The following is a 19,980-nucleotide window of genomic DNA, read 5'->3' as shown; positions in this document are numbered from 1 at the left end:
GCGGGCCTTTCCGTTCGACTTGCATGTGTGAAGCACGCCGCCAGCGTTCGTCCTGAGCCAGGATCAAACTCTCCAACAAAAACCTGTTGCGCACTACAATCCGAAGACCATAGCGACTTTGGTAGGTGTCGAAGCATGTCCTGACCGATTTTCAACGGGACACCAAGCAAGTGTCCCAAGGAAAAGACAGTCAAAAACAGTACCAACCAGAAACCACCAGCACCTAGGCCAGCAATCCCCAGTCAGCCCGCACGCTGACCATCCAAACACCCTGTTGAGTTCTCAAACAACACGCCAACTCAAGACGATCCATAATTGGATTCGACCTCAGCCGGAGCAACCTCTCAACTCTAACAGCCTCGAATCGCTCTGCAAACTTCGGATCGATTGACCCGTGTCACACACGATCGAAACTCCAGTGAGTCTCAAAGATTCCCCGAGATTCAGCTTCCGGACCGCGCCTAAACTCTATGAGTTTGTCGCTGGTCTCCGGCGGCTTCCGGACCAGTCCGTTTCGGCTGTTCCGTTCCCCCTCGGGCTAGGACAACATTACACGCCCTTTCGAGGGCACGAAACAGGGGGTCCCCTTTTCGATCGCGACGGCGCTGAGCTGCGGCGATATCGCTGCAACGCAATCGGATCGGCCGAAGCGCCATCCGAAGGCGCGCGCCGGCGGGCCGGCCTTGCTCGCTTCGTCGCGGGGTCCTGGTTCGAACCTAGGGGAAGGGTCCGACATTCCGGGGTCGTCGCGGTGAACAACCCGTTGCGATCGGTGTGCATGTCCCGGCGCCATCGCGGAGCCGCTGGGGCGCAGGCGAAGACGAAGGGGGGTACGCAAAAGGGCCGGGCCCGTCTTTCGACGGGCCCGGCCCTTGTTCATGCTTTCGAGCGTTGCCGCTCCGGTCTTACGCCGCGACCTCAGTGGAGGTCGGGACGATGTTGACCAGCTTGCGACCGCGCTTGGAGGAGAAGAGAACCTCTCCCTCGGCCAGAGCGAACAGCGTGTCGTCGCCGCCGCGGCCGACGAGGTCGCCCGGGTGGTACTTGGTGCCGCGCTGACGGATGAGGATCTCGCCCGCGCTCACGTGCTGGCCGCCGAAGCGCTTGACGCCAAGTCGCTTGGAGTTGGAGTCGCGCCCGTTGCGGGAGCTGGATGCGCCCTTTTTGTGTGCCATCTGTCCAACCCCTTACTTGGTGATGCCGGTGACCCGCACGAGGGTCAGCGGCTGACGGTGCCCCTGGCGCTTGTGGTAGCCGGTCTTGTTCTTGTACTTGTGGATCTTGATCTTCGGGCCCTTGGTGTGCTCGAGAAGTTCACCGCTCACCGTGACGCCAGAGGCGTCGGTGACCACAGTGCCTTCGTCGACGAGCAACACCGCAGGCAGCGTAAGCGTGTCGCCGGGCGCGCCCTGAAGCTTCTCGACTTCGAGGACGTCTCCTTCGGCGACCTTGTACTGCTTTCCGCCAGTCTTGACGATTGCGTACATGTCGACGCGGTCTCCTTGGGTCCTCCCCGGTGCGGGGAAATGAGTTCCCCGCAGGGGAACGGTGTCTGTCAATTTCGCGGTGCCACGCACCTGCCGGTCTTCGGTTTCGCGAACGTCACCTGGGCCGGCCCGCCGATCGAGCTCCGCGTTCATCCCCGTTGTTCCGGGGAGGAAAAGCTGAGGGCTCTATAGGCCGCTCACTAGGGTACGTCATGTACCCGCTGGTTCCGGCATCGGGATCAGCTCAGCGCCGCGAACGTCACAGTCCGCGGCGCCGGGCCGTCCTAGTGCTCGGACGCCGCCGATCCGGCTTCGTCGCCGGATTCGGTGTCGGCTTCCGCTGCCTCGGTGGACGAGTCAGCGGTGGTCTGCTCTGCTGCCAGGACCTCGTCGGCGTCCGCGGGGACGGCCTCCTCGGTCGCGGCGGCGAAGTCCAGGGGTTCGGTCTCGACGACGGTCTCGGCCTCGTCCGCATCGCCCGAGGCGATCGGCTCGTCGGTCTCGTCGACGATCGCCACGTCCTCGTAGTCCTCGTGGTCGTGCTCGGTGAGCGCGGCCGCGATCTTCGCGGTCTCGGCCGCGGCGGACTTCACGTGGGGCTCGGCCTGCTCCTGCTTCTGCTGGCCCTGCTGCTGTTGCTGCTGGCCTTTGGAGCGGTCGCGCTTCTTCTTGCCGCCACCCTGGTTCTGCTGCCCCTGAGGCTGGTTCGCGTTGGCGCTGCCGCCCCCGCCGCCGTTGCCCTTCTTGCGGGTGTTGCCGAGGATCTCGTCCGTGTGGACCATGACCCCGCGGCCCTTGCAGTGCTCGCAGGGCTCGGAGAAGGCCTCGATGAGGCCCTGGCCGACGCGCTTGCGGGTCATCTGGACCAGGCCGAGCGAGGTGACCTCGGTGACCTGGTGCTTGGTCCGGTCACGGCCCAGGCATTCGGTCAGGCGGCGCAGCACCAGGTCGCGGTTCGACTCGAGCACCATGTCGATGAAGTCGATCACGATGATGCCGCCGATGTCGCGCAGGCGCAGCTGGCGCACGATCTCCTCGGCCGCCTCCAGGTTGTTCCTGGTGACGGTCTCCTCGAGGTTGCCGCCCTCGCCGGTGAAGCGACCGGTGTTGACGTCGATCACGGTCATCGCCTCGGTGCGGTCGATGACGAGCGAGCCGCCCGAAGGCAGGTAGACCTTGCGGTCCAGGGCCTTGAGCAGCTGCTCGTCGACGCGCATCTCGGCGAAGACGTCCTTGGTGCCGGTGTGGCGCTTGAGCCGCGGCAGCAGCTCCGGCGAGACCGACTCGAGGTACTTGTGGATCTCGTCGTACGCCTCGTCGCCCTCCACCAGGAGCTCCTTGAAGTCCTCGTTGAAGACGTCGCGGACCACCCGGATGAGCACGTCGGGCTCGGAGTGCAGCACGCTCGGCGCGTTGCCCTTCTTCGACTTGGCCTGGATCTCCTCCCACTCCATCTGGAGGCGGGAGATGTCGCGGGCCAGCTCCTCGGGACCGGCGCCCTCGGCCGCGGTACGGACGATCACGCCGGCGCCTTCGGGCACGAGCTTCTTGAGCGCCGCACGCAGGCGGGTGCGCTCGCGGTCGGGCAGCTTGCGGGAGATCCCGGAGGCGTTGCCGCCCGGGACGTAGACCAGGTGGCGGCCCGACAGCGCGATGTGGCTGGTCAGGCGGGCGCCCTTGTGGCCGACCGGGTCCTTGGTGACCTGGACGAGCACGGCGTCGCCGGGACGGAGGGCCTGCTCGATCGAGCGGGCCTTGCCGGCGAGGCCGGTGGCGTCCCAGTTCACTTCGCCGGCGTAGAGCACGGCGTTGCGGCCGCGGCCGATGTCGACGAAGGCGGCCTCCATGCTCGGGAGCACGTTCTGGACCTTGCCGAGGTAGACGTTGCCGACCAGGCCCTGCGTGCCGGACTTCGACACGTAGTGCTCGGCGAGGATGCCGTCCTCGAGGACGGCCGCCTGCGAGCGGCCGTTGCGGACGCGGACGACCATCTGGCGCTCGACGGCCTCGCGGCGGGCGAGGAACTCGGCCTCGCTCACGACCTGGACGCGGCCGCGGCCGGACTTGCGGCCGTCGCGGCGGCGCTGGCGCTTCGCCTCGAGGCGGGTGGAGCCGGAGACGCCGCGCACCTCCTCGTTGGAGGACATCGCCCGGCGCTGCGGGGCGCGGACCTTGACGACCACTTCGGCGTCGTCGTCGGAGTCGTCGGGACGCGAGCGGTCGGAGTCCTCCGAGCCGGCGCGGCGGCGACGGCGACGGCGGCGGCGGGTGACCTCGGGGCCGTCGGCCTCGGAGTCCTCGTCGTCTTCGTCCTCGGACTCGCGGTCCTCGGCGCCGCTCACGTCCCCGCCGCCGCACCGGCCGGCGCCGCCCTGCCCGCGCCCGCGGCCGCGGCGGCCCCGGCGACCGCGGCGGCGACGCCCGGCCTCGGAGTCGTCATCGTCGTCGAAGTCGTCGTCGAAGTCCTCGACCTCGGGCGCTTCGGCCTTCGGCTCGGGCTTGTCGGCGCCGCGGTCGCTCTTCTCGGGGCCCTTGTCGGCACCGGACCTGTCCGCGGCGGTCTTCTCTGCGGCCCGGTTCTCGGAGCGGTTGCGGGTGCGCTTGCGCGTCGCCTGCTGCTCCTGGGGCTGGGCCTTCTTGGCCTGCGTCTTCTTCGCCTGGCCGCGGCGCGGCTCAGGCTCTTCCTCGCGCTGTTCGCGCTTGGCGGGTTCGGCCTTGGGTTCGGCAGCCTTGGGCTGGACCTTCGGCGGGGGGGCGAACATCGGCGCGACGGTCGCTGCGGCGGCGCGGGGGCGCTCGGTCCGCGGCGTATCCGCCGGAGGCTCGTCGTTCTTCGGTTTCTGAGGAGCCATGAAGGTCACCGCGACAACGGGAACCTGTTCGCGCGGCTCATTCTCGCGCATATGAATAAATCTCCATTCCAGCCGCCGCCCGGGCGCGTGATGCGATCTGCATCCGCTGCCGCACGGGCGCGGCATCAGAGTGCGGTCCTCCCGGCGTGGCGAGGCCGACATCCGGCTCGCTTCGCCCAAGAGGCTGGCGAGCCATGCTCCGGCGCTCAAATCATGCCGTTCGGGCCGCACTGAAAGCCTCAACTCGCGCTGGGAATTCAACCTCTGCCCCAGCCGAGTGGTCAAGTCCGTCGCCGTCGTGAGGGACGCGGACAGGACATCTCCAGGTCGCACCGTCCGTAGCTGTGTGCGGTACGACAAGGTCGAGTATCGCACACTCTGCGTCATTCGCCGAGCCGGTCAGCAGACCGGTGCCGCCGCTCTCAGTGCGACCCGTCACGAAAGGGTGAGAAAACACGACTCCTCGCGGTTGGCACGGTCGGAGCGTGGCCCGTGTCCCATGTACTCGATAAGCTGTGGGCTGGCGCGTCAGCAGCGAGCCTCCCAGCTGAGCCAGCGCGTACCTCGCAAGCTTCGGCACTGTAAGGACGACGACCATCGCACTCCAGGTGATCGACTCGGACAAGTCCGAGGAACCCCGGGCGGACGGGAAACCCTCCACCTACCAGGGGCGGCATCGCGGTGCCGACCTCTTCCGCCAGCTCACGAGCGTGGGCTGGGTGCTCGCCGTGGTCGCGCTCCTGCTTGCGGGCGGGGCCACCGTCCTCTACTGGTCGTCCGGAAACGGGGACGAGGCGCCCGCCGTCGACGCGGGGGAGATCGGCGACCTGTGCGAACTCTCGGTGAACGCGGAGCTGCTCACGCCCTGGGCCGACACCGAGCAGGCGCGGAACCCCGAGGAGTCCTCCAAGGATGAAGTGCGGACCTTCAACTGCACCTATTCGGCCGAGTACACCGGGGACGATGCCTACCGCCTGGTGACGCTCTTCTCCACGGTGCAGGTCTACGAGGACTCGGCGAAGGCGCGGGCCGCGCACGCCGGGGTCCTCGACTTCGAGGCGTCCAAGGGCTTCACCACCGAGAACGTAAGCGGAATCGGCGAGAAGGCGGCGGTCGTGACCGTTGCCGAAGGCGAGGAGACGCAGGTCCGCCTCCACATCCAGACGGCCAACGTGACGTTGAGCATCAACCTGTTCTTCACCGGCGTCCCGCCTGAGGGCGGCGATGTGCGGCAGCTGGCCGAGGATCTCGGCGCGGGCCTCATCGACGCGCTCCCCCGAGTGGCGAATTAGGCGGCTCCCTTTAAGCTGGCGGTGACTACCGCGGCGTCAAGTCGACACGCCGGGAATCATTCGCGGAGGATCATCGTGAGCGCCACACCACCCTTTGGCCCGGCATACGACGAGCAGCCCGAGGACGGGCAGCGGCCGGGCGCGGGCCAGTGGCGGCCCCAAGCGGGCAGACCGCGCGGGGCGCAGGGCGAACCCGGCCAGCAGCCGAACGCCCCCCGCACTCCCGCCGGCGGCCAGCCGCGCGTCGGCGGCCCGCAGGCCGGTGGACCTCAGGCAGGCGGCCCCCAGGGCGGCCAGCGCCCGATGCCGCAGGCGGGACGGCCCTCGCAGGACCCTCGCGGCGGCGTACCGCGCGCGGGCGGGCCTGGAGCGGGCCGCGGGCCGCAGCCGGGGCAGACCGGCCAGTCCCCGCAGTACCAATCACCGCAGCAGCAGTTCTCTCCGCAGTCCGGGGGCTATGAGTCGAGGCGCCCGCAAGGCGGCCCGGTGACCGGTTCCACGCCGCGTGCGGAGCAGTGGGGCGCGGGTTCGCCGCCGAGGCGTGACGCCGGCTCCCCGCCCAGGCGCGAGGCGGGTTCGCCTCGCGGTGCGGGTGAGCCGCAGTTCCAGCCGCGGGGCGCCGAGCCGGGTCGTGCGGAATCGCCCTCTCCCAGGGATCAGCCGTTCGAGGAGGCCGCGTTCGCCGACGAGTCTCGGAGCGAGTGGGGCGGCGGCGAGACCACCACGATCGGGCGGCTCGGGTACATGCCGAAGGAGCCGCGGCGGCGTTCGGACTTCCAGAAGGTGCGCAGCCGGGCCCGCAAGTCGAGCCCGGTGCCGAAGATCATCGGTGCGGTGGTCGCGCTGGCTCTGGTGGGCGGCGGCGTGTGGTGGTTCATGAACCGCGACGACGGCGGCGGCGAGGGCACGGGCGGTTCGGAGACGAACCTGACGTACGAGGGCAGCTCGGAGCCGTGCTCGCTGGTCGACACCGCTCCGATCGAGTCCATCGTGGATGGTGCGGAGCCGGAGGCCGTCGGCGACGCCGAGGACAAGCGGAGCGGGTGGGCGCAGTCCTGCGACCTGACGTACGGCGAGGTCGAGCGGGCGACGGCGCTGGTGGAGGTCGAGAGCATGGTGCTCGACTCCGACGCGAAGGCCAGCGTCAACTTCAAGCTGGGCACCGGAGACATCGGCGAGCAGGAGGCCTGGACCCTGGTGGACCCGGCGCCGTCGATCGGCGACCAGTCCGCGGCGGTCTCGCGCGTCCCCGAGGAGGGGACCTCGAACTTCCACCTCCATGTGCAGGACGACAACTCCTATACGGTGGTGCGGATCTCGGTGACCGAGGATGCCGCGATGGACCAGCAGGGTCTGACTGACCTGGCGCTGGCGATCGCGAACGCGTACCTCGAGAACTGGCGTGACGCGAGCTAGCCGACGAAAGCGTGAAGGGGCGGGGCCGATCGGCCCCGCCCCTTTTTCATGCCTTGGTCAGTACGTTCGCATCGGTGCGCCGAACATCTGCGCCTCGATCGAGGTCGGGGAGCACCAAAGGTAGCGCTCCTTCTGACCCTTGCGGAGCATCGCGATCATGTCGTCGTGCAGCATCTGGAGCCATTGCAGCACTTCCTGGTTGACGCGGATCGCCGAGCGGGCGATCTGAGCCTCTTCGGCGGTGAGCCGCTGCAGGACGGTCATGTGGGCCTCGCCGGTGAGCTCGTCGGCGTAGTTGGTGAGGCGCGGCAGGACCGTCAGCTGGGTGCGCCAGGGGCCGAGGACCGGCTTGGTCTGTGAGCCGCGCTCGCCCACGTCGTAGACGTACAGCGCCGGGGAGTGCTGGCTGGCCTCGACGGTGACGGGCTGGTCGCCGTGCAGGACCGCGAGGCGGTCGTTGCGGCCGGTCGCGGTCTCGCCCAGGCCGTTCCACTCCTGCGGGCGGGTCGTGCAGACCGCGACGCGGGTGCCGATCGCCAAGGCGCGGAAGACGAGCAGGCGGGCGAGGTAGACGCCGCCGATGAGGTTGATGCGGGTCTCCTCCGGGCGGAAGAACGGGGCGACGACGGGCACCTGCTCGGCGTCGCGTCCGATCACGAGGCCGGAGGGCGGGCTGGCCGAGGTCATGAGCTCCAGGGCCCGCGCGGTCGGGATCTGCGGGGCGGGCTTGACGGCCTCGATGGGGCGGCCCGCGTCGTTGGCGGTCTCGACGGCGCGGTCGGTGACCGGGAGGCCGTAGACGGTGCCCTCGGTGGGACCGGCCGAGACCGAGCCGACGCCGAAGAGGCCCGCCGAGGTCGGCAGGGAGCTGATCGGGCCGCCGGTGATCGGGGCGGCGCCGGAGTAGGGCATGCCCGAGTACGGCTGGGCCGACGCGGGTTGCGCGGAGAACGGCTGGCCGGAGACGGGGCTGCCGGACATCGGCTGGCCCGAGATCGGCTGCGCCGAGACCGGGGATATCGAGGGCGCGCTGACGGGCGCGGCGGAGACCGGCGAGACCGACGACTGCTGGGGCGGCGGCGCGGGCTGCTGGTACTGCGGCCGAGGCGGTTGCGCCGCAGGCGGTTGCGGAACCTGGGGCTGCGGCGCCGGAGGCGGCGTGGCCCGGGCCTGCGTCGGCGGCTGGGCCGGCGGACGCTGCGGCTGCTGGTACTGCGGCGGCGAAGACGGTTGCGGCACTTGGCTTTGCGACGGCGGGCGCATCTCGGGCGGCCGGGGCGTCTGCTGCTGCGGCGGCACGGGCTGGGCCGCCGGGCGCGGCGGCTGCGCGCCGCCGCGGGCGCTCGGCACCTGCGGGGGCGAAGCCGGACGGGCCTGCGGCGCGGCGGGCTGCTGGCCCTGGCGCGCAGAGGGGGCACCGTAGACGGCGCCCTGCGCGGGCGGCTGCGACGGCTGGCTGCCGGTCTGACCCGGTTGGCCGCCATAGACGGCGCCTTGCGGGGGCGTCGCGCCGCCGCGGGCGCTCGGCGGCGGCGTGGCCGCACCGGATGCGCCTGCGCGGCCGATCTTCGCGGTGCCCGAGCCTTCGTCGTCCACGGCCCCGCGCTGCTGCTCTTCGTCGTCGTCCGTGTGGCGGCCGGTGCGGTGGGCGCCGCTCTGGTACGTGCCCCCCTGGTAGGTGCCGCCTCCGTAGACGTTGCCGTTGTTGCGGTCGCTCATCGGGGGCCTCCTCCGGTGGGGGCGGATGCGTAGGCGGCGGGGCCGTGCTCGCCGTCGAGGCGCTGCAGGCGGACGCCGAGCTGGTCGGCGACGTTCAGCAGCTGGTTCTGGGCCGACTCCCACGAGGACTGGTCGAGTGCGAGGCGCACGATCCCGTCGACGGCGAGCTGCCGTCCGGTGACGCGGCCGTCGGGGTTGACCTTGCCGTTCGTGCCCGCGGTGACCACGGTCGAGACGGTCACGAACGCGGCGGGCACGCCCGAGAGCGCGTCGCCGGTGCGGTGCAGGGACGCGGCGTCGGTGGGCCACTTGGTGATCCGATACGCGACGTGGCGCAGGCCGTCCGCATACCAGTGGCTCCACTCCTCGGCGGTGCGCTCGCCCGGAACCGGCGCGAACGCCACACCGAGCGACTGCGAGACCGCTTCGCGCACGCCCTCGGCGTCGAGGATGCGGTTCGGGACGCCGACGTTGCCGAGGAGCTTGCTCACCCGCTGCGAAGTCGAGGCCAGTGCCTTGTAGACACCGTCGACCTCGCCGCCGCGCTCGGCGGTCGCCTCGCGGGCGTCGCGGGCGCCGAGGCGGACCGCGAGCCAGGCCTTGTGGTGGACCACGGCGGGGTAGTCGCCGAGGAGCTCGCGGTAGGAGCGGGAGGCGGGGCTGTTGTCGTAGGCGCTCAAGCCGACCGGGGTCGTGTGGCCGATGAGCTGCACCGCGGTGACGGGCACGGAGGTCTCGTCGAAGAGCCGCTCGAGGCGTTCGAGCGGGACGGCCTTCGTTCCCTCATCGGTGGTGCCGATCTCGATGACGGAGAACCAGCCGCCGTTGTCGTGGCCGATGCCGACGTTCTCATCGCGGTCCTCGATGCCGGTGATGCCAAGGTCGGGGGCGATCCGGTGGAGGACCTCGGTGAGCTGCTCGGGGTCGAGGGCGCGGATGCGCCGCTTCATGCGCGACTTGAGCGGCCAGGTCTGGTACCACCAGTAGTCGCCCTTGCGCCAGAACACGATGATGAGCACGACCAGCGCGACAGCACCGCCGGCGGCACCCGGGATCATGCCGAACGCGAGGCACGCCAACGCGAGCGTGAGCGCCAGCTCGATCGTGATGAGCTGCGCGACCGTGAGCGGGCCGAGCCTGCCGGTCGAACGGGTCGTGAACACGACCGACTCGCCGGGGGCCGGGCCGTTGCCCTGCTGGGCTTGCACGGACGCGGTGCCGCGAGCTTGCTGTTGGGCCTGCAGCATCGTCATGGGCGACGTCTCCAAGATGAAGGTGAGTGGTCGTATCCATCGTATGCGGACGAGTCCACCGCTTGGGCCCCCGCCCTTCCGGTGTTTCGGGCCCATATGGGTGGACCGGCTCGCTGGTATTGCGGCGTTAGACTGACCGGGTGCGATTCCTCCCGCGTATACCTCTCTATTCCGCCGCTGTCGCAATGGCGACCGCCGGAACGGTCATGCTGACGACCACTCCTGCTCTGGCGCAGCCGGACGGGTGGAACCTGCCATTGGCTCCCGAGAATGATCGGGGCGAATGCATTCCGATCGCCGAGGGCGGCGAGCCGCTCAACAAGGAGCAGTGGGCGAAGAACTTCATCGGTCTAGAGCAGGCGCAGCAGTACAACCGCGGCACATTCGAGACGGGCGCCAAGGAAGGCGATCCGGTGACGATCGCCGTCATCGACTCGGGTGTCGCTTCGGTACGCGAGGCCGACGTGTTCACGGGCCGCCTCCTGCCCGGCTACGACTGGTTTGACGCGGCCGCCAACGGGCAGTGCGATTCGAGCGGCCACGGCACAGCGGTGGCGGCGATCGCGGCTGGGAATCCGATCGGCAACCCGGGCGACCCGGACTTCGTCGGCGTCGCGCCCGAGGCCGACATCCTGCCGATCCGGGTGTTCACCGGCGGCAAGGACGAGGGCGGCGACGCGAACAAGAGCAAGGCGGTCGGCCTCGCGATCATCGACGCGGTCGACCACGGCGCCGACGTCATCAACATCTCCTCGGTGATGCTCGAATCCCCTGACCTCGCCGCCGGCGTCGAGTACGCCATGGAGAAGGACGTCGTCATCGTCGCCGCTTCGGGCAACGCCACCTCGCACATGGACGACGACAAGATCGACGCGGACAAGCAGACGTTCTATCCGGCCAACTACCCCGAGGTCATCGCGGTCGGGGCGCACAACCCGGAGGGGAACTGGTACGAGGGAACCAACTTCGGCAACAACCTCGACCTGCTCGCGCCCGGTGTCGAGGTGCCGTTCCCGCACGCTTCCGGCGAATGGTTCGTGGACCAGGGCACGAGCTACGCCGCGCCGTTCGTAGCCGGGGCGGCCGCGCTCCTCAAAGGCCAGTACGGCGCCGAGGCGACGCCCGCGTGGATCCAGCAGCGCCTGCAGGAGACCGCGATCCACCCGCCGAACGAGTTCAACATCTACCAGGGCCACGGCATCCTCAACGTGGGAGCGGCGCTGACCGCCCCGATCGAGGACCCGGCGGCGATCGTCTCCGACACGGCGTCCGAGGCCCCGAGCGAGGAGCCGAGCTCGACGCCGATCGCCGACGAGGACCGCCAGTCGATCGTCGGCCTCGACCCGGACTACGACCCGCTCCGTACCGAGAAGACCATGGCCTGGGCGAGCGTCGGCATCGCGATCGTGCTCGTCACTCTGGTGCTCGTGCTGAAGAAGATCATCCCGAAGGGCCGCAACCGCCGTTGGCGGCCGGGCACCCGGAAGCCGGACGTGGTCCCGGTGAAGGCCGCGACCGACTGACGCAGGCTTGACGTAAGGGCGGGGACCGCGAGGTTCCCGCCCTTTCACGTTCCTGAGTGCCGCTTTCCTTGGGCGCGAAGAAACCCGGGCCGTCCTGGCGGACTACCCGGGTTTCCGGTCGTCTTCGAGCTCGGAGAAGCTGCTACCCGTTGAACCGAGCCGCGTTCGCAGCCTCGGTCTCCTGGTAGCGCTGCTTCGCGTTGTCGACCGCGCGGCCGACAGCCTCGAGGATGTCGTTGATCTTCTCGAAGGACGCGTCCCACTGGGCCTTAGCCTCTTCGTAGGAGTCCTTGTCGGCACCTTGCCAGTCGAGGGCGTCAAGCTGGGTGCGGAGGTCGGCAAGCGTGCTGGTCATTTCACCAGACTGCGACGCGATCTCGGCAGTTGCCGCTTCGAGCTCCTCGTAGCTCATAGCAATACGAGAACCCATGGTTCACCTCTTTCCTAAAGGTATGGGGGGAAGGTCAGTTAGAGCTCGGAGTCGAAGGCGCCGAAGTCGGAGCTGGACTGGGCGTCCTGCTCCGCCTGCTGAGCAGCCGAGGAGTCGAGGCTGTCGGCGATGTCCTGGAGCGCGTCGAGGAGCTTCGCAGCCTCGGCGTCCCACGCCTGCATGACGTTGGCGAACGCGGCGGCACCCTGGCCAGACCAGGAAGCGGCGAGCTCGTCGCAAAGGGCCTTCAGTCGGTCGAGGTTGCCGTCGACCGAGAGCTTGGCGTTGACCGTGTCAGTCGCGGCTTGGGCGACTGTTTCTGTGTCCATTGCGACACCGGCCATATTTCACCTCCAAGTGATAAACCGGGGGCTGAGGCGCTAGAGACCTAGGCCTGCAGGGGTATCCCAGTGAGTTTTGATCGATTCCGCAGTCACCATAACCCGTCCGTGCAAACTCACCGGGTTGGCGGTGCGTCTCTGAGTTTACAAGCATTGAGGGCGGCCGTGTATCCCCACTTTGTGCCAGCTCCGCAGGTCGACTTCCCCCGATCGGGTGAGTTCATTCGACTGCGCGTTCGGTTGCGGGACAAGGGAGTGCACAAACCAGGCTTACCAGGGCGAAGGGTCCGCTGCGACGGCTGGAACAGCCGGCGCCACGATGTCGCCGAAGGCGGTGAACGCCCCTGGTGGCTGGGTGTGTCCAGAACTCCCACTTTCGTGCCATCCCGGACTACCTGTTCGGTCCTAGTTGCTCAAGCTCGGTATGCTGGTATCAGCACTAATCGAGCGACCGTGCCCGCCGCGTCACGCCGAACGGCTCGGGTCGATATCCCCCTGCAAACCCGATCATGGCACCGAGGTGATGACGTTGTTGGACGCCGGTACCGGCTACACAGCTAGCTACGACGCGAGCGAGAACCTGTACTCGGTCACGAACACCGCGACCGGGCAGACCACCCAGATGACCGAGGATTCCTTCGACGAGTTCATCACCAAACTGGGCTCCACGATCGAAGACCTCGCGACCTTCCGTGCACAGCTGCTCAGCGGCAGCACGGTCGTCACACGTCCTTACACCGAGGCGTACCCCCAGGCGGGCTACTACCAGGCGGAGATCGACACCCTGAACCCCAAGTTCGGCGGTTTCGACGACGCTCTTGAACTGCAGCAGGTATACCGGACCGTCTTCTATCCCACTCGGGCAGAGCAACTCGACCGTGTCTACCACGGGCTCGACACCGGCCGCGTCGTCAGCGAGGACATCAAGACCAGCTACCTGGAGAACGACGGCAACGTCTCTGCCGACGTGGTGAACATCCAGAGCGAGTTCGAATCCAGCGGCGGCGGCATCACGGCCAGCGATGTCGACGAGGTCAAGTCGGGAGACCAGAACGGCACCGATACTTCCACCAGTGGCGAGTCCGGTTCTGAAGAGCCGATTGAGATGCTCTAAGTCCTCGTTGACCGCTGAAGACCTGACCCCCTAGAAAGGAGTCGAAGATGGCCGCCACTGGCAAAGGTGTCGACTACTACAAGAGCACCTATACCCACCAACAGCTTTGGGACATGCTCCACGAAGGTGACGACTACGCCGTCGAGCGCGCGGGCTCAGTCTGGGTCTCCGCTGCGAGCGGCATGAAGGCCGCCCGCGAGGAGCTGACCACGCACGTCACCTCGCTGCGCACGCAGTGGACCGGACCTGCCTCGGACGAGTTCGAAAACCGCATGAACCTCGTCAAGCAGTACAGCGTCCAGGCCGAGGGCGGCATGCAAGATTATGGCGAATCAACCATGCCGGCTCTGGCTGAAGCGCTGAAGAGAGCCCAGGACAACGCAACTCCGCTCAACCCCGTCTTCTTGGAAGAGTATGAGGACTGGGTCGAAAGCACGAAGCAGGTTGATCCTGCCAGCGCTGAGGCCCAGTCGAAGAAGACTCAGTGGCAGCAGGAGTACGAGAATGACCGGAACGCGAAGCATCAGGAGATGGCCCAGATCGTGGCGGATCTTGGCGACGTCTACGCCTCCGAGAAAAGTCGGATCGAAACTGAACTTCCGCCTCCTCCTCCGAGCGACATGCCCGGCAACAACACCTACACGAAGCCGACAGGTGGCGTGTTCTCCGAGACGGCACTGAGCGGGTCGAACTCGCTCGACAGCATGCCTACGAACCAGTCCGCCGACACGGACGGTGACGGCTTCGCCGACTCGCCGGACGACTTCGAGCCAGTCGCGAACGACTGGAACTACGGCTCTTACGACGACGTCGACGCGGACGTCACCGGCGGTCTTGCCACCGGCGGCGTTCCAGGTGGCGGTGGCGGCAACTTCACCACCGTCGGTGGCACCAGCGGCATTGGCGGTTCCAGCCTCCCCGGCGGCGCAGGACTGTTCGGACCCACTCAGGGTGGTTCAGGATCGACCAGCGGTCGTGGCGCCGGAAGCAGTCCCGCGCGCTCCGGCGCGAACGGCGGCAAGCCCGGCTCGAGCCCCGCTCGATCCGGTGCCAACACCCGCAGCAACACCGGAAGCCGCCTCTCCTCGTCCAGCCGCAACGCGATCAGCCGCGGCGGCAGCGGCAATGGCCCTCGTGGTGGCACCCGCTCCGGGTACAGCGACGATGACGAGGAAGAGACGTACACCCGCGAGACCTGGCTGCGCGAGGATGATGTCGACTGGAGCCAGAACAACGTCCGTCGCGAGGAACTTGACGACGATGACGAGGACTGACAGTCGGTGACCAAATGATTAAGGGGCGGATGGCCGAGACCATCCGCCCCTTAATCATTTCCAGCGGGATGAAAACAGAAGGACCCCATGCGCATTGCGCATGGGGTCCTCGCTAGATCCTATTGCCGGTTCGGATCACTTGGCCGCCACGGCGTGCCCTGATCGCCACCGGCGGGCGGAGCGTTGAACCCTTGCTGCCCTCGCGGAGGGCTGCTGTAGCCCTGTGGACCGGGTGGCGGCGCACCGTAGCCCTGGCCGCCACCCATCGGGGGTCCGCCGTATTGCTGCTGCATCGCGGGCGGCTGCTGGTATCCGCCTGGGACTGGACCGTTGTTCGAGTTGAGCGCCACCGCTTCTGCCACAGCGGCGTTCTTCTTGCCCCGACCGCGAAGGACCAGCCATACCGCAACGGCTGCGCCGATGAGGACGACAGCAGCAGCGATCACGATGATGTTCGAGAGGTTCGATTCCTTATTAGCCTCGGCGCCACCGGCCGCCGGGCCTCCAGACTCACCCGCGGCACCAGTTTCGGCAGGCTCCTCGGAGCCACCGTCATCGGGCGAGGCGCCGCTGGCGCCAGCCTCCCCCATCGGGTAGCCGAGCGGGTTCTCCGAGACTTCCTCGACGTCTTCCGCATGGACTGCCTGGTCCGCGTTCACGAGCCCGTAGCCCGCATCTTCGCTTCGGGTGCCGGTACCGTCTCCGGCAGTCTGAATAAGGCGCTGGATCACGTTGCTCGCATCGAGATCGGGGTGCGAGGCCCATGTCAGTGCCGCCACTCCACCTACAAGTCCGGAACCCACTGAGGTGCCGCCGCCGATTTCTCTGTAGAGCTCAGTGACCCCTGTGCTTTCGTCTTGCGGCATAGGAACTGTCATCGCATGGGCCGGTGCAGCCACAGCAACTTCCGGACCTGTCGTGGTGTTCTCGTACCAAATGTTCCCGCTCTGATCGGTACCTGTCACCGCAACAACCCCGGGAATCCTTGCGGGATAACCCACCATTTCTGCAGGGTCGTTGCCCGCACCTGCGACGACGATCGCGCCCTTGTCGATGACGTACTGAAGAGTCTCAAGATATTCACCGGTGAACACAGTTTCGGCACCAGTAAGGACCCATGGAAATACCAGAACATCTGCGCCGTTGTCAACGGCCCACCGGAACGCCTCGAAGTCTTCGCTGCCCAATGCCCCGTCGCCGAGTCCGACGTCCTCACTACCGCCAGCATCCATCTGGATCGGCATGATGGTCGCCTCAGGGGCAGCAAGCAGAACTCCAGCCGCTACAGCGGAGCCGTGTCCGTGTGTGTCGTGCCAAGCGGTGCCATCGCCATTGTCGAAAACCGAATGGCCGTCAAGAATGTCCTTGTCCTCGAAGAACGGGTGCTCACCAATGCCGGTATCGAGGACTGCGACGGTGATGCCCTTGCCCTTCGTGGTTTCCCACGCTGCCGGTGCTTGCAGCAGGTCAGTGACCCAGGCGTTCTCGGTTGTGATGGTGTCGTCCTGGGCCAAGGCCGCACTCGGAGTCGCCGCAACGACGGCTGCTGTGGCCAAGGCTGCGAATCCGGCGCCGAAGGCGGCACGAAGGCTTGCTCTGCGTTGCGCTGGTTGTGGTTGCGGAGGGATTGGCGTGAGAGGTGTGGCCATAGGGTGAGACCCCTTCCGTGTGCCTGTCGTTACAGCGCGGTCCGCTCTGTCCCACAAGATACCGGACCAACCGCGGGCTCGTGAGCCCGGTTGATCTGGGCACATGTCCTGGAAGAACCACGAGAGCATGTGCCCAGCAACGTCATCGTTCCGAGTTTCCGCTCGCCTTTATTCGGCGAATGTGGTGGAGAGGAGGGCCACGGTGGCTTCCTCGTAGAGGTCTTCTCCGACGGCCGGGATGCTTGCCAAGGCGATGAATGCGGAGCTGCCGTCAATGTCGACCACGAGGACGGCGATGTCTTCGTGGGTCTCGGGCTCCCCGCTCGCGGGCTGCCAGGTGACTCGGACCTCGCACCAGCCGGCAGCGTGGCCGTCGATGTCCATCTCGCCGGCTTCTGGGGTACCGACGACCTTTTCGACAGCGTCCGCGCCGCCGATCTGTTCGCCTTCGGCCCATGCCGTTGCGACGAATGCCGCGGAGTATCCGAGGCGCGTCGGATCGTAGAAGCTGGCCTCGGGCCAGGCGCCGGCCTCGATGTACGACATGTTGTCCTCGTCGTGCATGACGAGGCAGCCGACCGGCGCGTCCGAGACGCCGCCGTTGCCGTCCGCGGTATCGAATCGGATCGGGCTCCAGGTTTCGCTCGGAGCCGGTGTCGAGGTGCCAAGGTCCGGGTAGTTGAGATCGCAGGGCAAGGGAGCCGCGCTCGATTCGGCGGCCTCGGGCTCGGCGCTCGCGCTGGCCTGCCCGTCTCCCCCCGCAGAGGCGTCGCCGGTCTCATCACCGCGGGAGAGGAAGTAGGCGCCGACACCGCCCGCCACGAGAACGAGGGCTCCGACGATCAGGATGACGAGTCCAGTCCGCCGCTTGGGAGGCGCTGGCGGCATTGGAGGTTGAAACTGGCCGGTGCCGTATCCGTGGCTGCCGGGAGGCGGGTATTGCGGCGCCTGGTTCGAGAACTGGGGTTGTCCGTAGCCCGCAGGTTGTCCTTGGGGCGGCGTGTAACTCATGCGCAGAGCGTAACTCCACAAAGCCACCCGAACTGACCCCGCGCTCGAGGCTCAGCGACCGTCGGCGCTCGCCGATGCAGATCCGTCTCTCACTCGGCCTGGCGGAGAGCGGCCTCATACTGCGGACGCTCGAAAATGAACGGCCCCACCGCCTCCAGGTCCCAGTTCGCTCGGTGCCCGTTCCGAAAGCGACTCCAGCTCACCGAATCCTCGGACTCGACCACATCGGCGACGAGCGGCCAGCAGCCCCAGTCGCCGCAGGTGCACCCGAGCAGCACGGTGTCGCCGTCGTCAAACCACGAATACCTTGGTTCCCCGAGGAAGTGCCGACTGGGCCAGAGAATGTCCATCCTCGCGGACAAGCCCTCGTACCCTCCGGCCAGATCCGGCTTCCCCTCCGCCTCAGCGAACGGCAGCTCCACCCGCCGCGCCCACTCCTCAAGCGGCACACCGTCAACCCAGATCCACACAACCCGAGCCGGTTCATCCGCGAGCAACCGCTCAACAACCTTGAACCCGACTTCGTTCGCCATCGCGAAATGCTCCTGCCGCAACCAGGCCATCATCGAGAACCTCCGAAGTATCCGGGACGGAGGAACGTGTTCAATACCGTACGACACAAAGCAAACTGTTCCCTTTCACACCACGCACCTCGCCGACCTCTGCTGATTCGAACCCTCACTGTCGCACGTACCCCGTGCTTTGCGTGCCTGCGGTATAACTGATCGCGACTCGCAAAATCGACATGAGAGACGATTCCCCATGTACTCACCACCCACACCTCTCGCCACCTCACTGGATGGGGCGCTGCCATGGCAATGAGCGGGGGAGGAAGGTCCGCGGGCGGCGCGAGCCAACATCTGAACGAGGTCAATATCGCGCTCGACGGTTTCCACCTGGCCCTGGCCGACCGCTATATGCGGAAGGCCTGCGAGGCCTTGAACGGATACTCCAGCGGGTCCATCGCTGGGCCTGCTCACTCGGGAGGTGAGGGAGGGATCTCGTTGTCACTCACCGAAGCCGACCAAGCCCATGCCACTTACTGCTCCTTCCAGCAGTGGTTCGCGGAGAACGAACCAGGAACCCCCATGGGTACGATCACCTGCTCTGGTTACGTCCCCCAGGAGTACCTCAGTGACGGCAGCAGCACCCAAGGCTTCACTTGCAAAGCACCTGAACTCATCACCGCAACCGCCGAATGGGCAGCGCTGGACCGCGACTGGATCCTGGAACGTATCCCGAAGTTCGCGAGCCCGCAGATCCCTCGACTTCGTGCGGCGCGAGACGCTTTTGGAAACGCATCACAGGCATGCGGTGCGTTTATCGAAGGCGGCGACAGCTGGGACATGGAAGGGTCCTTCTCGCTTGAGCTTGACGGGCTGGGAAGCTCTCTCGCCGAGGCCATCGGCTCAATCGCGTATGTGGGGCAGGGCTCGTCTCCCTCCTGGATGGTTGGGTGGACCGGCGCCGCAGCGGACGAAGCCGCTGCCGGGTTCTTTCACACCATCAGTCCTACACTAAATAATCACGCCCTGATTGCGAATGCGCTCGGGTACCTGATCAACTTGCGCGCCACGATCATCGATGAGAACCGGCGAAATACTCTCGACCTGATCGGTTCGGCGACTGAGTCTCTCGGGGCTACGGCGACGACTGATGTCGACCTCACAAAGCGGTGGGCCGTTGTTGAGGGGATCGGCGCAGCATTAGCGTTGACTGGCCCAGGCGCAGCGATCGGCGCTCCGATTGCGTTCGTCGGATGGCTCGGCTCACAGCTCAAGCCGACCAAGAAAGACACCGACTTCAAGTCAGAGCCACAAGAAGTGGCATCAGGTCTCGCAGATGCATTTGATGAGATGAAGAGAGACATCGAGTACAGCGAAGCCGATTACCGAACTGAATCGCAGACGGTCGAGAACGCAATCGGTTCCGCAAGGCTTGAAACGCTGGAGCTGTACGACATCACGCAGAACAACCCTGAAGGAACCTCGGGGCAAGGCGGCAATTTCAGCGCTGACATCGACGTTATGACGAACTTGGCGCAGGTCTGCTATGGGATCGCCGATGCTTACGAAGAACTTCGATCACAGCTCGGCGATGTTTATTCAGCGGATTCGCACATGGTCGATCAGGATGGCAACCCAACGGACGCCGATACTCGGGTACAGGCCATGCGAGAAGACTTCCTCAACTTCATTTCCACCACGATCGGGCGTTACTGTCTCGCAGGCGAACAGATCGAGAAAGCCGCTCGGAGCTACGCGGAATCGGATAGTGAAGCCGCGGCCAGCTTCGAATCTTGGGAGGAATCGTTGGAATCCAATCAGCAAGGATCCCCACTTTCAGGCAGCGAGGCCGAAGAACTCGCCGAGGCGACTGACCGGACAAGCGAGCCAGGGACGCAGCCGGAAGCCGCCGAAGGCGAGCCGGAAATCGCCTACGACCCCGAAGGGTGGGACCACCCCGCGCCTGAGCCTCAGCAAGGAACAGCATGATGGGCTGGTTGCGGGAGTCAAGTTCGCGGCGACTCGCGGTCGCAAGCGCGCCTTCGGCGGCTGTGATGGCGGCACTGTTTGCCTTCGCTCTTACAGGTTGCACAGGGCCGACGGAAAACTCCTC

At 66.9% G+C, this 19,980-nt stretch carries 16 protein-coding genes and 1 rRNA gene; 6 read left to right on the top strand and 11 right to left on the bottom strand.

Annotated features, from left to right (window positions below; translation table 11 throughout):
* From O1R50_RS22755 to O1R50_RS22740, 4 genes are all read right to left on the bottom strand, one after another.
* Positions 1-79 (bottom strand): 16S ribosomal RNA (locus tag O1R50_RS22755); the annotation flags it as partial.
* Positions 80-905: 826 nt separating this feature from the next.
* Positions 906-1,175, bottom strand: a complete 270-nt coding sequence (gene rpmA / locus O1R50_RS22750) for a 50S ribosomal protein L27 (RefSeq protein ID WP_228092821.1) — start codon at positions 1,173-1,175, stop codon at positions 906-908.
* Between the two features lie 12 nt (positions 1,176-1,187).
* On the bottom strand, positions 1,188-1,487 hold the full coding sequence (rplU, locus tag O1R50_RS22745) for a 50S ribosomal protein L21 (RefSeq protein ID WP_205324359.1): 300 nt from the start codon (positions 1,485-1,487) through the stop codon (positions 1,188-1,190).
* A gap of 284 nt (positions 1,488-1,771) precedes the next feature.
* The gene (locus tag O1R50_RS22740) at positions 1,772-4,339 is read right to left on the bottom strand and encodes an Rne/Rng family ribonuclease (RefSeq protein WP_270112539.1); all 2,568 of its coding nucleotides are present in this window, start codon (positions 4,337-4,339) and stop codon (positions 1,772-1,774) included.
* Between the two features lie 608 nt (positions 4,340-4,947).
* On the opposite strand from O1R50_RS22740, the gene O1R50_RS22735 reads away from it, so the two are divergent.
* Positions 4,948-5,631, top strand: coding sequence for a hypothetical protein (locus O1R50_RS22735; protein WP_270112537.1), 684 nt, complete (start codon positions 4,948-4,950; stop codon positions 5,629-5,631).
* A gap of 75 nt (positions 5,632-5,706) precedes the next feature.
* The gene (locus O1R50_RS22730) at positions 5,707-7,047 is read left to right on the top strand and encodes a hypothetical protein (RefSeq protein WP_270112536.1); all 1,341 of its coding nucleotides are present in this window, start codon (positions 5,707-5,709) and stop codon (positions 7,045-7,047) included.
* 57 nt (positions 7,048-7,104) lie between these two features.
* On the opposite strand, the gene O1R50_RS22725 is transcribed toward O1R50_RS22730, so the two are convergent.
* Positions 7,105-8,766, bottom strand: coding sequence for a hypothetical protein (locus O1R50_RS22725; RefSeq protein WP_270112535.1), 1,662 nt, complete (start codon positions 8,764-8,766; stop codon positions 7,105-7,107).
* Positions 8,763-10,019, bottom strand: a complete 1,257-nt coding sequence (gene eccE / locus O1R50_RS22720) for a type VII secretion protein EccE (RefSeq protein ID WP_270112534.1) — start codon at positions 10,017-10,019, stop codon at positions 8,763-8,765. The genes O1R50_RS22725 and eccE overlap by 4 nt, the downstream gene beginning before the upstream one ends.
* Positions 10,020-10,204: 185 nt before the next feature.
* On the opposite strand from eccE, the gene O1R50_RS22715 reads away from it, so the two are divergent.
* Positions 10,205-11,542: a S8 family serine peptidase gene (locus O1R50_RS22715; RefSeq protein WP_270112533.1), complete on the top strand. Its 1,338-nt coding sequence runs from the start codon at positions 10,205-10,207 to the stop codon at positions 11,540-11,542.
* A gap of 142 nt (positions 11,543-11,684) precedes the next feature.
* Here O1R50_RS22715 and O1R50_RS22710 read toward each other — a convergent pair whose 3' ends face one another.
* A complete protein-coding gene (locus tag O1R50_RS22710) occupies positions 11,685-11,954 on the bottom strand; it encodes a WXG100 family type VII secretion target (RefSeq protein WP_270112532.1) in 270 nt (89 codons plus the stop codon).
* Between the two features lie 56 nt (positions 11,955-12,010).
* Positions 12,011-12,301 (bottom strand): WXG100 family type VII secretion target, encoded by a 291-nt coding sequence (locus O1R50_RS22705; protein ID WP_270112531.1) that lies wholly within the window; start codon positions 12,299-12,301, stop codon positions 12,011-12,013.
* Positions 12,302-12,836: 535 nt separating this feature from the next.
* Here O1R50_RS22705 and O1R50_RS22700 point away from each other — a divergent pair.
* Positions 12,837-13,427, top strand: coding sequence for a hypothetical protein (locus O1R50_RS22700; protein ID WP_270112530.1), 591 nt, complete (start codon positions 12,837-12,839; stop codon positions 13,425-13,427).
* 47 nt (positions 13,428-13,474) lie between these two features.
* Positions 13,475-14,701 (top strand): hypothetical protein, encoded by a 1,227-nt coding sequence (locus O1R50_RS22695; RefSeq protein ID WP_270112528.1) that lies wholly within the window; start codon positions 13,475-13,477, stop codon positions 14,699-14,701.
* Positions 14,702-14,820: 119 nt separating this feature from the next.
* On the opposite strand, the gene O1R50_RS22690 is transcribed toward O1R50_RS22695, so the two are convergent.
* The 3 genes from O1R50_RS22690 to O1R50_RS22680 all read right to left on the bottom strand — a co-directional run bounded on the left by O1R50_RS22690 (position 14,821) and on the right by O1R50_RS22680 (position 17,927).
* Positions 14,821-16,215, bottom strand: a complete 1,395-nt coding sequence (locus tag O1R50_RS22690; RefSeq protein ID WP_270112527.1) for a S8 family serine peptidase — start codon at positions 16,213-16,215, stop codon at positions 14,821-14,823.
* Between the two features lie 303 nt (positions 16,216-16,518).
* Positions 16,519-17,361, bottom strand: a complete 843-nt coding sequence (locus tag O1R50_RS22685; RefSeq protein ID WP_270112526.1) for a hypothetical protein — start codon at positions 17,359-17,361, stop codon at positions 16,519-16,521.
* A gap of 89 nt (positions 17,362-17,450) precedes the next feature.
* A complete protein-coding gene (locus tag O1R50_RS22680) occupies positions 17,451-17,927 on the bottom strand; it encodes a hypothetical protein (protein ID WP_270112525.1) in 477 nt (158 codons plus the stop codon).
* Positions 17,928-18,365: 438 nt separating this feature from the next.
* On the opposite strand from O1R50_RS22680, the gene O1R50_RS22675 reads away from it, so the two are divergent.
* Positions 18,366-19,856, top strand: a complete 1,491-nt coding sequence (locus O1R50_RS22675; RefSeq protein ID WP_270112523.1) for a hypothetical protein — start codon at positions 18,366-18,368, stop codon at positions 19,854-19,856.
* Positions 19,857-19,980 lie beyond the last annotated feature (124 nt).

Origin of the sequence: Glycomyces luteolus (genome assembly GCF_027622875.1) — a bacterium.
Taxonomy (GTDB): domain Bacteria; phylum Actinomycetota; class Actinomycetes; order Mycobacteriales; family Micromonosporaceae; genus Glycomyces; species Glycomyces luteolus.
The sequence above is the reverse complement of the archived record's forward strand: the minus strand, read 5'-3'. Positions and strand labels throughout refer to the sequence as shown.